The following is a 15439-nucleotide window of genomic DNA, read 5'->3' on the forward strand; positions in this document are numbered from 1 at the left end:
CTGAGTTGGCCACACATCACCCGGCGCGCGACGCCCAACCCGTGACCCCCGGCGTAACCGCGGCTCAGCTGCCGAGTTGGAACACCGTACGGCCGGGCAGCGGGGACGGGGTGGCCGTCACATCCGTCGTCACCATCGTGGTCGCCATGAAGTGCGTGAGCTCAGCACCCTCGACCACTTTCGACGGATGCGGCCCGCCCGCCAGCAGCCGCGACACCCAGCTCGTGTCGATGGGGGTGTGCGCGGCGACGAAGACGATATTGCCGAACCGGCGCCCCTTGAGCACCTGGGTCTCCGCGAGGGCGAGCACGTGTCCGAAGACGGCTGACAGCGTCGCGGCCTGTGAGCGGGCGAACGGCAGACCGGGCCCGTCGGCGACGTTCACGACGAGCACCCCGCGCGGCGACAGAAGGGGAGCGGCCAACTCGTAGAACTCGCGGCTGGTCACGTGGGCCGGGGTGCGGGCCCCGGAGAAGATGTCGACGACGACGAGGTCCACCGCGCCGTGCAGCCCGGCCGGCAGCTTGGCCAGAACCTCGCGGGCATCACCGTGCCGCACGCGCAGCTGCGCCCGCTTGTCCCAGGGCAGCTCGCCGCGAACGAAATCGATCAGGTCGCTCTCCAGCTCCACGACCTGCTGGCGGGAGCCCGGCCGGGTCGCCTCCACGTATCGGGGGAGGGTCAGCGCGCCGGCGCCGAGGTGCACGGCGGTGATCGGCTCGCCCACCTCGCCGATCAGGTCGATCACGTGACCGATCCGCTGCACGTATTCGAAGAACAGCTCGCCCGGATCGTCCAGGTTCACGTTCGACTGCGGCGTGCCGTCCACGATCAGGTTGAAGCTGCCCGGGGTGAATCGGTCGGGCTCGATGACGGCGTGGTGGCCGCTCAATTTCAAGGTGATCGACGGATGTTGCGCTACAGGCCTGCTCATCCCTCAAGTCTGCGCCCTCCGCAGTCTGCACCGGAGCGGCCCGAAACCGGGTTATACCTGAGAATTTATGGCACGTCAAGAATTGAGTGGACATGGTGAGCTAACCGGCATATAGTTGTTCTTTGCGCTTCCAGACTAAACTCTGCCTTCATATTGCGGTCGGCTTTGCGTGCTCAAGCCACCTTGACGCATACCTCGTTCCAGGATTTCAGAACACCGGAATCTCAGAACGCGAGGGTCTGAGGAGTTCGTACTCGGTATTCCTTACTAACAGTGACTAGACCTGACGGGGTCCACGGAGGTTATTTCCTTGGCTGCTGCGCGCAACGCAACCACCAACTCACCCAAGAACGGACGCGCCGCTGGCCGTCTTTCGTTCGCGAAGATCACCGACAACCTGACTGTTCCGGATCTGCTTGCTTTGCAGACCGAGAGCTTCGATTGGCTCGTCGGTAACGACAACTGGAAACAGCGTGTCGCAGAAGGCCAGGCGGCCGGTCGACAGGACCTGCCGACTCGCACCGGGCTCGACGAGATCTTCGAAGAGATCTCACCCATCGAGGACCTCGGCGAAACGATGCAGCTGTCGTTCACCAACCCGGAACTCGAGCCGGAGAAGTACACGATCGACGAGTGCAAGGAAAAGGGTAAGACCTACTCCGCACCTCTCTATGTGAACGCTGAGTTCATGAACCACCTCACCGGTGAGATCAAGACCCAGACCGTGTTCATGGGTGACTTCCCGCTGATGACCCCCAAGGGCACCTTCGTGATCAACGGCACCGAGCGTGTCGTCGTCTCACAGCTGGTCCGCTCCCCGGGCGTCTACTTCGACCGCCAGCAGGAGAAGACGTCCGACAAGGACATCTACTCCGCTCGCGTCATCCCGAGCCGCGGTGCCTGGCTCGAATTCGAGATCGACAAGCGCGACCAGGTCGGCGTTCGCATCGACCGCAAGCGCAAGCAGTCCGTCACCGTCTTCCTCAAGGCCCTCGGCCTCACGAGCGAAGAGATCCTCGAGGAGTTCAAGGGCTTCGCGTCGATCGAACTCACCCTGGAGAAGGACAACATCCTCACCAAGGAAGAAGCCCTCAAGGACATCTACCGCAAGCTGCGTCCGGGCGAGCAGGTTGCCGCCGAGGCCGCGCGTGCGCTCCTCGACAACTTCTTCTTCAACTCCAAGCGCTACGACCTGGCCAAGGTCGGTCGTTACAAGATCAACCGCAAGCTCGGACTCGAAGCGCCGCTCAGCGACTCCGTGCTGACACTCAAGGACATCCTGGCCACGATCAAGTACCTGGTTGCGCTGCACGACAACCAGACCACGATCGCCGGCGTCCGCGACGGCAAGCAGACCGACATCCGCATCGACATCGACGACATCGACCACTTCGGCAACCGTCGCATCCGTGCCGTCGGCGAGCTCATCCAGAACCAGGTGCGCACCGGCCTGTCCCGCATGGAGCGCGTCGTTCGCGAGCGCATGACCACGCAGGACATCGAAGCGATCACCCCGCAGACCCTGATCAACGTGCGCCCCGTCGTCGCCGCGATCAAGGAGTTCTTCGGTACCAGCCAGCTGTCGCAGTTCATGGACCAGAACAACCCGCTCGCCGGACTGACGCACAAGCGTCGCCTGTCCGCGCTGGGTCCGGGTGGTCTGTCCCGTGACCGTGCCGGCGTCGAGGTGCGAGACGTTCACCCCTCGCACTACGGCCGCATGTGCCCCATCGAAACCCCGGAAGGCCCGAACATCGGCCTGATCGGTTCGCTCGCCTCGTTCGCGCGGATCAACGCCTTCGGTTTCATTGAGACCCCGTACCGCCGCGTCGTCGATGGCAAGGTCATGAACGACCAGATCGACTACCTCACCGCCAGCGAAGAAGACGAGTTCATCGTCGCCCAGGCGAACGCCCCGCTCACCAAGGACTGGCACTTCGCCGACGCCCGTGTTCTCGCCCGCAAGAAGGGTGGAGAGGTCGACCTCTTCCCCGCGGAAGACATTGGCTACATGGATGTTTCGCCTCGCCAGATGGTGTCCGTCGCCACCTCGCTCATCCCGTTCCTCGAGCACGACGATGCGAACCGCGCCCTCATGGGCGCCAACATGCAGCGTCAGGCCGTCCCGCTCCTGATGAGCGAGAGCCCGCTCGTCGGTACCGGCATGGAGGTTTTTGCGGCCATCGACGCCGGTGACGTGCTCACCGCCGACAAGGCCGGCGTGGTGATGGAGGTTTCGGCCGACGTCGTCACCATTCAGCTCGACGAGGGCGGCACGCAGGAGTACTACCTGCGCAAGTTCGCGCGCTCCAACCAGGGCACGAGCTACAACCACCGCGTCATCGTGCAGGCCGGCGAGCGGATCGAAGTCGGCGAAGTCATCGCCGATGGCCCCGCCACCGAAAACGGAGAACTCGCTCTCGGCAAGAACCTGCTCGTCGCGTTCATGCCATGGGAAGGCTACAACTTCGAGGACGCGATCATCCTGAGCCAGAACCTGGTCAAGGACGACACCCTCTCGTCGATTCACATCGAGGAATACGAGGTTGACGCTCGCGACACCAAGCTGGGCAAGGAAGAGATCACCCGCGACTTGCCCAACGTGTCGCCTGATCTGCTCGCCGACCTCGACGAACGCGGCATCATCCGGATCGGTGCCGAGGTTCGCCCCGGCGATATCCTCGTCGGCAAGGTCACGCCCAAGGGCGAGACCGAGCTGTCCGCCGAGGAGCGCCTGCTGCGTGCCATCTTCAACGAGAAGAGCCGCGAAGTTCGCGACACGAGCCTCAAGGTTCCCCACGGTGAGCGCGGCACCATCATCGGTGTCAAAGTCTTCGACTCGCAGGACGGCGACGACGAGCTCGGCTCGGGCGTCAACCAGCGCGTCGCGGTCTTCATCGCGCAGAAGCGCAAGATCACCGAGGGTGACAAGCTCGCCGGCCGTCACGGCAACAAGGGTGTCATCTCCCGCATCCTGCCGATCGAGGACATGCCGTTCCTCGCCGACGGAACCCCGGTCGACATCATCCTCAACCCGCTGGGCATCCCGGGCCGCATGAACTTCGGTCAGGTCCTGGAAACCCACTTGGGCTGGATCGCCAAGCAGGGCTGGCAGGTGGAAGGCAAGCCCAAGTGGGCCGGCCGTCTGCCCGAGGCCGCGCACAGCGCAGCTCCGAACACCAAGGTCGCGACCCCGGTATTCGACGGCGCGCTCGAGGTCGAGATCGAGGGTCTTCTCGACTCGACGACCCCGACTCGTGACGGCGACCGCCTGATCGACCGCACCGGTAAGACCCAGTTGTTCGACGGCCGCTCCGGCGAGCCGTTCCCCAACCCGGTTTCCGTGGGCTACATGTACATCCTGAAGCTGCACCACCTTGTCGATGACAAGATCCACGCCCGTTCCACCGGCCCCTACTCCATGATCACGCAGCAGCCGCTGGGTGGTAAGGCGCAGTTCGGCGGACAGCGTTTCGGTGAGATGGAGGTGTGGGCGCTCGAAGCATACGGAGCCGCTTATGCCCTGCAGGAACTCCTGACCATCAAGAGCGATGACATCCTCGGCCGGGTGAAGGTCTACGAGGCCATCGTCAAGGGCGAGAACATTCAGGAGCCGGGTATCCCCGAGAGCTTCAAGGTTCTGATCAAGGAAATGCAGTCGCTGTGCCTGAACGTCGAGGTGCTGTCGAGCGACGGTACCGCCGTCAGCCTGCGCGACACGGATGACGAGGTGTTCCGCGCTGCGGAAGAACTCGGCATCAACATTTCCACCCGGTTTGAGTCGTCTTCGATCGACGACATCTAGGCCCGGCCGATGACGAACACTTCGAATACTTTCCAAGGAGAGAAATTGCTCGACGTAACCACATTTGACGAGCTTCGCATTGGCCTTGCGACCGCCGACGACATCCGTCGCTGGTCTCACGGTGAGGTCAAGAAGCCCGAAACAATCAACTACCGCACGCTCAAGCCGGAAAAAGACGGCCTGTTCGGCGAGCAGATCTTCGGCCCGTCCAGGGACTGGGAATGCTCATGCGGCAAGTACAAGCGAGTGCGCTTCAAAGGCATCGTCTGCGAGCGCTGCGGCGTCGAGGTCACGAAGTCGTCGGTGCGCCGTGAGCGCATGGGCCACATCGAGCTCGCCGCCCCGGTCACCCACATCTGGTACTTCAAGGGTGTCCCCTCGCGTCTCGGCTACCTGCTGGACATGGCTCCGAAGGACCTCGAAAAGGTCATCTACTTCGCCGCGTACATGGTCATCACGGTTGACGAAGACGGCCGCCACCAGGACATGCCCGGCCTTGAGAACGAGCTCCGCCTCGAGATCAAGACCATCGAGGGCCAGCGCGATTCCCGCATCGCTGACCGTCTGCAGCGCCTGGAAACCGACCTCGCAGCACTGGAGGCCGAAGGTGCCAAGAGCGACCAGAAGAAGCGCACCAAGGACGCCGCCGAAAAGGAGATGAGCCAGGTCCGCAAGTCTCTCGACGAGCAGATCGCTCACCTCGAGCGCGTTTGGGAAGACTTCCGCACCCTCAAGGTCGGCGACCTGAAGCCCGAAGACTCCGTCTTCCACGAGCTGCAGGACCGTTTCGGCATGTACTTCGAGGCCTACATGGGCGCCGAAGCCATCAAGAAGCGCCTGCTGGCCTTCGACCTGGTCACCGAGAGCGAAAACCTGCACCTGCAGATCGCCGAGGGCAAGGGCCAGAAGAAGATCCGTGCGATCAAGCGCCTCCGCGTGGTCAACGCGTTCATCATCACCGGCAACTCGCCGGCCGCGATGGTGCTCGACGTCGTCCCCGTGATCCCGCCCGAACTGCGCCCGATGGTGCAGCTCGACGGTGGCCGCTTCGCGACCTCCGACCTCAACGACCTCTACCGTCGCGTGATCAACCGCAACAACCGCCTGCGTCGTCTGCTTGACCTCGGTGCCCCCGAGATCATTGTGAACAACGAGAAGCGGATGCTGCAGGAGGCCGTTGACGCACTCTTCGACAACGGTCGTCGTGGCCGCCCCGTCACGGGTACCGGTAACCGCGCCCTCAAGTCACTGAGCGACATGCTCAAGGGCAAGCAGGGTCGTTTCCGTCAGAACCTGCTCGGCAAGCGCGTCGACTACTCCGGCCGTTCGGTCATCGTCGTCGGCCCGCAGCTCAAGCTGCACCAGTGTGGTTTGCCCAAGCAGATGGCACTCGAGCTGTTCAAGCCGTTCGTGATCAAGCGCCTGATCGACCTGAGCCACGCTCAGAACATCAAGGCCGCCAAGCGCATGGTCGAGCGTTCACGCCCGCAGGTCTGGGACGTGCTCGAGGAGATCATCCGCGAGCGCCCCGTGCTGCTGAACCGGGCACCGACGCTCCACCGCCTCGGCATCCAGGCGTTCGAGCCTCAGCTCGTGGAGGGTAAGGCGATCCAGCTGCACCCTCTCGTCTGTGCCGCGTTCAACGCCGACTTCGACGGTGACCAGATGGCAGTTCATCTGCCGCTGTCGATGGAAGCCCAGGCCGAAGCGCGCATCCTGATGCTCGCCTCGAACAACATCCTGAAGCCGTCTGACGGTCGCCCGGTGACCCTGCCCACCCAGGACATGATCATCGGTCTGCACCACCTGACCACGCTCAAGGAAGGCGTCATCGGCGAGGGCCGGGCGTTCTCCTCGATCGCGGAAGCGATTCTCGCTTTCGACCAGAAGAAGGACGCGAACCAGGGCCTCGACCTGAACGCCAAGGTGCGCATCCGTTTGGCCGACAAGTACTTCGAGGAGGGCACGCAGCCCGAAGGCGTCGAACTCGTCAACGGCCAGGCCGTCGGAACCGTGTTGGTGACCACCACGCTCGGCCGCGCGATCTTCAACGAGGCCATGCCGGTTGACTACCCGTACTTCGAAAAGGTCGCCGACAAGGGCACCCTCTCGGCGATCGTCAACGACCTCGCCGAACGGTACCCGAAGGTGGAAGTCGCCGCGACGCTTGACCGCGTCAAGGACGCCGGTTTCTACTGGGCCACCCGGTCCGGTGTGACCGTGGCGCTCAGCGACATCCTGACCCCGCCGAACAAGCCGCAGATCGTTGCCGGCTACGAGAAGCAGGCCGCCAAGGTGCAGTCGCAGTTCGAGAAGGGTCTCACGACCGACCTCGAGCGTCGCCAGGAGCTCATCCAGATCTGGACCAAGGCAACCGAAGACGTTGCCGCGGCCATGCAGGAGAACTTCCCGGCCGACAACACCATCAACCGCATGGTTACCTCTGGTGCCCGTGGTAACTGGCTGCAGGTGCGGAACATCGCTGGTATGCGAGGCCTGGTCAACAACCCGAAGGGTGAGATCATTCCTCGCCCGATCATTTCGAGCTACCGCGAAGGCCTGTCCGTCGCCGAGTACTTCATTGCTACTCACGGTGCTCGTAAGGGTCTGGCCGACACGGCTCTGCGTACCGCCGACTCCGGGTACCTCACGCGTCGTCTCGTGGACGTCTCGCAGGATGTCATCATCCGCGAAGACGACTGTGGCACGACCAAGGGCCTGGAACTGCCGATCGCCGAGGTCAACCCGATGGGCGATCTCGTCCGCCACCCCAACGTGGAGAACGCGGTCTACGCTCGCAGCTTGGCCACCCCGGCGGTCAACGCCAAGGGTGAGATCGTGGCTGACGCCGGCGACGACGTGGGTGACGTGCTCATCGACAAGCTGGTCGAGGCCGGTGTCGAGACCATCAAGGTGCGCTCGGTGCTGACCTGTGAGTCGGCCGTCGGAGTGTGTGCGGTCTGCTACGGCCGCTCGCTCGCCACCGGGCTACTCGTCGACATCGGTGAGGCCGTCGGTATCATCGCCGCACAGTCCATCGGTGAACCGGGCACCCAGCTCACAATGCGCACTTTCCACACCGGTGGATCGGCATCCGCCGACGACATCACCCAGGGTCTGCCTCGTGTGCAGGAACTGTTTGAGGCGCGTACCCCCAAGGGTGCGTCGCCGATCGTCGACACCGCCGGTCGCATCACCATCGAGGACACCGACCGCAGCCGGAAGGTCATCCTGACCCCCGACAACGGCGATGAGCCGATTGCCTACCCGGTGCTCAAGCGCTCCACTCTCCTCGTCGAGGATGGCCAGCATGTCGAGCTCGGCACGCAGATCATCATCGGCGCCGTCGACCCGAAGGAAGTTCTTCGCGTCAAGGGTGTTCGCGCCGTGCAGAAGCACATCGTCGGTGGCGTGCAGGATGTCTACCGGTCGCAGGGTGTGCCGATTCACGACAAGCACATCGAGGTCATCGTTCGCCAGATGCTGCGCAAAGTTACCGTCGTCGAGCACGGCGACACCGGCCTGCTCCCCGGCGAGCTCGTTGACCGGTTGAAGTACAACGACCTCAACCGCACCGCGCTCACCGAGGGCAAGAAGACGGCGTCGGCTCGTCAAGAAGTCATGGGTATCACCAAGGCCTCGTTGGCGACCGAATCCTGGCTGTCGGCCGCTTCCTTCCAGGAGACCACCCGGGTTCTGACCCAGGCGGCCATGGAAGGCAAGAGCGACCCGCTGATGGGCCTCAAGGAGAACGTGATCATCGGTAAGTTGATCCCGGCCGGCACCGGTCTTCCCCGCTACCGCGACGTCACCGTCGAGGCAACGGATGAAGCCAAGGCTGAGCGTTACCCGAACCGCATCTTCACCGATGATGCAGCGTTCAACGAGGGTGACCTGAGCTTCGTCGACTTCGACAGCTTTTCGTCGGATGACTTCACCCCCGGCACCTACAACTAGTCACTAGCGATAGGTTCCACGGACGGCCTCCTGCCTCGGCAGGGGGCCGTCCTCGGTTAAGCCCGTTCGCCTCCGCTGGTCGAGCCTGTCGAAACCCGAGCCTGTCGAGACCCGCGATAGGCTGGTCCAGAATCTTTCTGGGGGTATCGCATGGGTGCAGGTCCGGTGTCCGCTTCGGCAATGACGCGTCGACGGATGTGGGTACTCCTCGGCGCCGTCGGCTCCATGCTGGTCATCGCCCTCATTGTCCTGCTCATTGTCTGGCGGGGCGGCGCGGGCGCGCCGGAGCGAGAGGCGGTCGGGCGGCCGCAGCCGCACTCGTCCCCTGCGCCCCTGGCCCTCGCGAGTGTGCCTGCTCCGACGGCCACGACGGATGGGCCGCATCCGTCGACCTGTGATGAGCTCTACAGCCCGGCGATCGTGGCCGCTTTCGATGACCTGGTGCTCAACCCGGCCTGGGTCGCTGAGGAGAACTCGGACGTCAACCGCGGGTCCGGGGACCCGGAGTTGATCGCCCTGATCGACGCTACCGGGGAGCGCCTCACCTGCGTGTGGGCGAACGCCAACGGCGGGTCCGGCCTGGGACTGACCACGGAGTTGGTGTGGGTGACCCCGGAACAGTCGACCAAGATTCAAAGCCGGCTGACCGCCGCAGGTATGAACTGCTACGAGGAACTCGGCGGAATGCGTTGCCTCATCGAGACAACCAAGGATGGTGAACTCGTCGGTGAGTCGCACTTTCTTCGCGACGACATCTGGCTGGCCACCAGATATGTCAATACCGGACCGGACGGCTACACGCACGACATCATCGCCAACGTGTGGGCCGACGAGTAGTCGCCCGGGAGATCCGCAATCCGCGCACAAAGTAGGGTAGAAGCAACGACCGGCAGACCTGCTTTTCGGGAGCAGAGGAACAGTATGCGGTTGGTCGGGCAGCTCGGTGGAGCGCTAGTCGGTGCCATGGGTCTCCTGGTGCTGGTCAGTTGGTACGTCGGAGTCGACGCCCTGCCGCCCGTGCTCCGCGACCTGCTGGCGATGAAGCCGATGGCAGCCCTGGGGCTCGTGCTGGTGGCGGTTGCCGTGCTGGCCGTCGATCGTCGCAGGCTGACCGTGATCCTGGGTCTGCTGGCACTGATGATCGGCGCCCTCACGATCGCGGAGTTCGTCGTCGGCCGATCACTCGGCATCGATGTGCTCCTGCCGGGAATCGACTTCGGCGGGCGGTCGGAGCGGATGGCGCCGTCCACGTCGGTGGCGCTGGTCCTGCTCGGTGCGTCCGTCATCGCCAGCCGGGCCGCTCGATCCGCCGTGATGCTCGGCTTCGCATTCGCGGCCCTGGGCGTCAGCCTGGTCGCGATCCTGGGTTATGCCTATGGCGTCTCCTCGCTGTATTCGCTGGGCGGCTACACGAGTATGGCCTGGCAGACGGCCCTGGGCGTCGGAATCCTCGCCACGGCCCTGTTGATTCAGCGCCCCGATGCCGGTCTGATCGGCCTCTTCCGAGACGGTGGCAGTGCGGGTCGGCTCCTCCGCCAGGTCATTCCATTCCTAGTTCTGGGACCGTTCATCCTCGGTTGGCTGCGGCTGTGGGGACAGCGCCAGGGCTGGTACGACACGGCCTTCGGCGTCGCCATCCTGATCCTCGGCATGACAGTGCTCAGCTGCGTGCTGGCGTGGGTCGCTGCCCGCCGGCTGCGTGACCTCGATCGTCAGCGTGATGGCGCGATGCAGGCTCTCGCTGAGGCCAACCACACGTTGGAGGCGACGGTCGAGAACCGAACCCGCCAGCTCGCGGAGACGGCCGACACGCTGCACACCCTCATCAAGATCGCACCCGTTGGAATCGTGCAGATGGATGCCGCGGGCGGGCTCGTGTCCGCCAACGACCAGTGGCTGGCACTCAGCGGCCTCACGAAGAGTCAGTCGCGCCGCGACGGCTGGGCCACCGCGCTCCATCCGGATGACGCGGAACGGGTGCTCCTCGGTTGGGAAGCGAGCGCCGCAGCCGGCGAGCCCTACGAAACCACCCTGCGGTTTCGCACCCCTGAGGGCCACATCAACTGGGTGCAGGTGAACACCGCTCCGATGCGTGATGAGAAGGGCATCATCGGGCACCTGGCCAGCGTCACCGATGTCACCGCGCAGCGTGAGGCCGAGAACGCGGCCACGGCCGCCGCGGCCCGGTTCGAGGCTGCCTTCGCTTCCTCGCCGTTGGGAACGGCCATCGTGACGCTCGACGGACAGGTAGTGGCCGCCAACAGGCGGCTCCTGGAACTGGCGGGTCACCAGAACCCGCTTGTCAGCGTCCATATCGAGACGATCTTCATGCCGGCTGAGGACGCTGACGATGAGGAGATGGAGAGCGCTGGCCTGGAAGGTCCGTCGACCCGACAACGCATCGACCGGCGGATGCGCCACGAAGGCAATCAGGAAACCTGGGTCAAGGTCAGCATCGCCGAGATCTTCGAGGGCGACCAGGCCGGGGGACTGCTGTACCAGCTGGAGGACATCACCGCCCGACGCCTGGCCGAGGCGCGGGTTGAGCACCTGGCATTCCACGACCCGCTGACGAACCTGCCCAACCGTCTGCTCCTGCTCGACCGGTTGAAGCAGGCGCTTCTGCAGGCGTCGCGCCAGGGTCGCGGCGTTGCGGTGCTATTCATCGACCTCGACCGGTTCAAGTTCGTCAATGACAGCCTTGGGCACCACGCCGGTGACACAGTGCTGAACGAGGTTGCCATCCGCCTCCGGCAGAGCATCCGGGCCGGCGACACGGTGTCCCGGATCGGAGGCGACGAGTTCGTCGTGATCTGCCCGGATGTCGGTGGCAGCGAGGATGTGCACCGGATCGCCGATTCGATCCAGGCGGCCATCGCGCGGCCGATCACGATCGGCGACCAGTTGGCATCCGTCGACGCCAGCATCGGGATTGCTTTCGGCCTCGGGCACGACGATGCCGAACTGCTCCTGCGCAATGCGGATCAGGCCATGTACCTGGCGAAGGACCGCGGGCGCGCCCGCTACGAGGTCTTCGACGACGACCTGCGGTACCGTATCCATCAGCGGCTCGACAGCGAGTTGGCCCTGCGCGACGCGGTGGAACTGGGCCAGATCGAATCCTGGTATCAGCCGATCGTGGATCTGCAGGACCACAAGGTGGTGGCGACCGAGGCTTTGGCACGCTGGCGGCGGCCCGAGCGCGGGCTCGTGATGCCGGGTGACTTCATTGCTCTCGCCGAGGAAGTGGGTCTGATCAAGGGAATCGGATCGACGGTGCTCGGCCAGGCGTGCCGGGCGGCCACGGGGCTGGCTCAGGGAGTGGCGGTCAGCGTCAACGTGTCCGCGCGGCAATTCGTGCAGGATGACTTCGGTGACGTCGTCAAGCGGGCCCTCGCCGAGTCGGGTCTGCCGCCGGAACAGCTCTGGCTGGAGCTGACCGAGAGCGCGGTGCTCGACGCCATCGATTCCGCGGCCCGGACCTTCCAAGAACTGCGGAGCCTCGGCGTGCGGCTGGCCATCGACGACTTCGGCACGGGGTATTCATCTTTCACCCACTTGCGCGCGTTCACGGTTGACCTGCTCAAGATCGACCTGACGTTCATTCGCGACGTCGAGAGCTCCGATCACGATCGCGCGATCGTGGAGGGAATCCTGCGTCTGGCCGATTCCCTGAACCTGGATGTCGTCGCCGAGGGCATCGAGACGACGAGCCAGCGGGACCTGCTGAGATCCATGGGCTGCCGCTTCGGCCAGGGCTATCTTTTCTCCAAGCCCACGCCGTCCGTGCATCCCGAAGTGCAGTTCGCCCACTAGCCCTGGCGCTCTGCGGTGCCCGGGGCGGAGGGTGATGTCGCAGCCGCCCTATGAGAGTGCCACTGCTCGGCCTTATCCCGTCGGGTTCGCCCGGTCGAATTGAAGGCCGGCCTCGTAGCCCACCCAGCGTCGTTTCACCCACCGCACCTCGGCCACCTCCGGTTGTGCCAGGCTTCCGGGGATCTCGACGATGACGAGCGCTCCCGGTTCCAGACGGTGGCGGAGCGATAGGCGGCACCCGCCGAAGCCGATGTCCTCGACCGCTGCCGTGAGCGCCCCGGGATCCCGATCCAGGGATTCCGCTTCCGGATGATCGACGACGTCGAGTGCCAGCCCTCCCGCCGCGGCGGTGGGCACGCGGTCGACGGCGAACGCGGCCTCACGTTCCCGGGCGAGTTCGAGAGCTGGGCCGCGCTCGAAGAGGGTGACGAGATGCAAAACAGCCGACGAGCTGGTAGCCATCCGAACCTGGGCGCGCCGCCAGGGAAGCGTGGGCGTTGTGGCCCCACGTACTGCACGCCAGCCGGCAGTGGCGAGGTAGGCCTTCTCCTCCTCGTCTCCCCGGACCCAGCTCGGTGATTCGGTGATCACCTGTACCAGGTCCACGGTCTGCTCTGGGGTGAGCGGATCGAAACGGAAGCCGATCGTCACACCGTCCGAGGAGTTCACGATCCAGCTGCCTATTCCGGGCAGTTCGCCGACCTCAGGGATCTGAAGAGCGGTGACCGACGATGCCTTGGAGGCGAAGCCCTTCGGGTCGAGCCGCTCCGACCAGGGAATGGATATGCGTGCCCCCATCAGGCTCAGGTCGACGAGTTCACCCGGGTGAGCGCCAAAATTCTGGAAGGCTGCGGTCACCGGTGTACTCATCGGCGTGCGCTCGGCTGACCGGAGGCGTGGACGCTCAACGCACAGAGTGACGGCCAGCACCAGGCCGACCACGAAGTACAGGCACCAGAAGACGTTGATGTACAGCGCGCTCGTGTTGGCGAGTTCCGGGCTGAGGAAGATTCCTCGCACCAGGCCGACGGCCGCCAGGGTCAGAAGCACCAGGTGGGGGAGCGCGATTCGCCAGTGGAAGACCTGTTCTTTCAGGCCAACGCCCTTGGGGGTGACGTTGAAGGCTTTGACTCGCAGGCCCAGCGTCTCAGCTGCCGCGGAGAGCGCGATGGCGGGGGTCAACGCCAATTCGTAGATGTTGCTCCAGGAATGGCTCCGGCGACGTCCGACGATGATGGCGAAACACAGCATCACGCAGAGATAGGTGGGCAGCCAGAAGATAAGCAGGGCCTCCACGCTCGTGTCCAGGGCGACCACCCCGAAGAGGAGGAAGAGCAGCGGGGTAATGATGTAGATCAGCTTGAAAACCCCGAAGTACCAGTAGACGACCGCATCGGAATAGAGCCACCTCTGCATGAGTGTGAGTCCGGGCAGGGTCAGTGGGTTCCACTTGCGGGCCGTCTGGATGTTGCCGCGGCACCAGCGGTCACGCTGCTTGAGCATGTCGGCCAGGTTCTCCGGGGCCAGCCCGGCCGCAATGATGTCCGGCACGAATTCGGTCCGGTACTTGGCCCCCTGGATCAGGAGGCCCGTGGCGAGATCCTCCGTGATCACACCCACTGCAAATCCGCCCACGCTTTCCAAAGCCGAGCGGCGGAACATCGTGTTGCTCCCCACGTACATCACCGCATTGAAGCGTGATTTGCCGGCCTGCAGGGTACGCATGAAGAAGTCCTGCTCGTTCGGCAAAGCCTTACCGGAGAACAGGTTGTACTGGAACGGGTCCTCATTGTAGAACGCCTGGGGCGCCTGGACGAAGCCCAGCTCGGGGTCCTGAAAACGACCGACGGTGCGCTCCAGGAAGTCCGGCCGGGGAACCATGTCCGCGTCCAGGGTCACGATCAGGTCCCCGTCGCTCCGCCCAAGCGCATTGTTGAGGTTGCCGGCTTTGGCGTGAGCGTGGTCAGGCCGGATGAGATGGATGGCCCCGTACTCTTCGGCAAGTTGGCGCACTTCCTCACGCGCGCCGTCATCGCAGACGAAAACGCGAACGCCGTCGGTTGGATAGCGCATGCCCACGGCGCCGGCGATGGTCATCCGGAGCATTGACACGGGCTCGTTGTAGGTGGCAATGAACACGTCGACCCGCGGGAGCTCGTCTGCTGGCGGCAACGGCACAGTGCGCCCGGCGTATGGGGTCCAGAGGGTGACATACACCGCCAGCGATTGTGCGAATCCGAGTACTTCGACCGTCAACAGCAGAATGCCGGTCGCAGTGTTCCACCAGGCGTCGGACGGGATGGTGAACAACACGCGCCACGTGAGGTAGATGATTCGCACGACAATGGTGATCACGATGGCAGTCTTGTGCCCGAAGCCGGGGCGCCGGCGTGAACCGATCCAAAGCGTTTCCATCACGACCAGTATCAAGGCCGGATAGACAAGCATCCAGTACCAATTTTCAATCATCTTGCAGCCCCCTGGTCGTTCCTAGGGAAAACCTAGCAGTGCTGGTTCAGATTCGGTGAGCATCAGAATTTTCGGTTTCCCGGGGGTTTTGGTGATTGCAGGAGGGCGTTCTTGCCGGGCAGGGCCGCCGGCGTCTGCGAGCCATTGGTCGAGGTGGTGGGCTTCGGTCCGGGCGGGCGGGCGTTCGTAGCCGGGCCAGCGGCATCCGACGTAGCGGGCCACGATTCCCGCGCGTTGCTTCTCGGTGAATGAGGTGCTGCGCGAGGCCGATGTTGACGCATTGTCCGTCGTCGAGAAGTGTGACTGGACTACAGCCCCGACCTCTTACTCGGCAACGCCACCAGCGTCTGCTTGGGGTTTACCTCGATCGGTGGCCTAAGCCAGTACTGCGTTCCGGTGCGGCTGATCGTCCAGTGCTGGTTGTGCAGCAGCAGATGGTGGGGATGGCAGAGGAGTAC

The 15439-nt window shown here is 64.2% G+C and carries 6 protein-coding genes; 4 read left to right on the plus strand and 2 right to left on the minus strand.

The features are described from left to right. Nucleotides 1-64 precede the first annotated feature (64 nt). Nucleotides 65-934: a fused MFS/spermidine synthase gene (locus tag E3O28_RS09170; protein WP_134415666.1), complete on the minus strand. Its 870-nt coding sequence runs from the start codon at nt 932-934 to the stop codon at nt 65-67. A gap of 310 nt (nt 935-1244) precedes the next feature. On the opposite strand from E3O28_RS09170, the gene rpoB reads away from it, so the two are divergent. From rpoB to E3O28_RS09190, 4 genes are all read left to right on the plus strand, one after another. Next, nucleotides 1245-4739: a DNA-directed RNA polymerase subunit beta gene (gene rpoB / locus E3O28_RS09175; protein ID WP_104100993.1), complete on the plus strand. Its 3495-nt coding sequence runs from the start codon at nt 1245-1247 to the stop codon at nt 4737-4739. A 45-nt stretch (nt 4740-4784) separates the two neighbouring features. Continuing rightward, nucleotides 4785-8696, plus strand: a complete 3912-nt coding sequence (locus E3O28_RS09180) for a DNA-directed RNA polymerase subunit beta' (RefSeq protein ID WP_134342105.1) — start codon at nt 4785-4787, stop codon at nt 8694-8696. Between the two features lie 180 nt (nt 8697-8876). Next, on the plus strand, nt 8877-9533 hold the full coding sequence (locus E3O28_RS09185; RefSeq protein WP_134415667.1) for a hypothetical protein: 657 nt from the start codon (nt 8877-8879) through the stop codon (nt 9531-9533). 84 nt (nt 9534-9617) lie between these two features. Beyond that, entirely contained in the window at nt 9618-12512 is a 2895-nt protein-coding gene (locus E3O28_RS09190) for a bifunctional diguanylate cyclase/phosphodiesterase (protein WP_134415668.1), read from the plus strand. 72 nt (nt 12513-12584) lie between these two features. Here the strand turns inward: E3O28_RS09190 and E3O28_RS09195 are convergent, their stop codons facing one another. Beyond that, nucleotides 12585-14981, minus strand: coding sequence for a glycosyltransferase family 2 protein (locus E3O28_RS09195; protein WP_134415669.1), 2397 nt, complete (start codon nt 14979-14981; stop codon nt 12585-12587). Nucleotides 14982-15439 lie beyond the last annotated feature (458 nt).

It is taken from the genome of Cryobacterium sp. TMT2-14 (assembly GCF_004402465.1).
In the GTDB taxonomy this organism is placed as follows: domain Bacteria; phylum Actinomycetota; class Actinomycetes; order Actinomycetales; family Microbacteriaceae; genus Cryobacterium; species Cryobacterium sandaracinum.

Coding starts and splice junctions, on each gene's coding strand:
- E3O28_RS09170 (WP_134415666.1), bottom strand. CDS start 934: ATGAGCAGGCCTGTAGCGCAACATCCGTCGATCACCTTGAAATTGAGC.
- E3O28_RS09185 (WP_134415667.1), top strand. CDS start 8,877: ATGACGCGTCGACGGATGTGGGTACTCCTCGGCGCCGTCGGCTCCATG.
- E3O28_RS09190 (WP_134415668.1), top strand. CDS start 9,618: ATGCGGTTGGTCGGGCAGCTCGGTGGAGCGCTAGTCGGTGCCATGGGT.
- E3O28_RS09195 (WP_134415669.1), bottom strand. CDS start 14,981: ATGATTGAAAATTGGTACTGGATGCTTGTCTATCCGGCCTTGATACTG.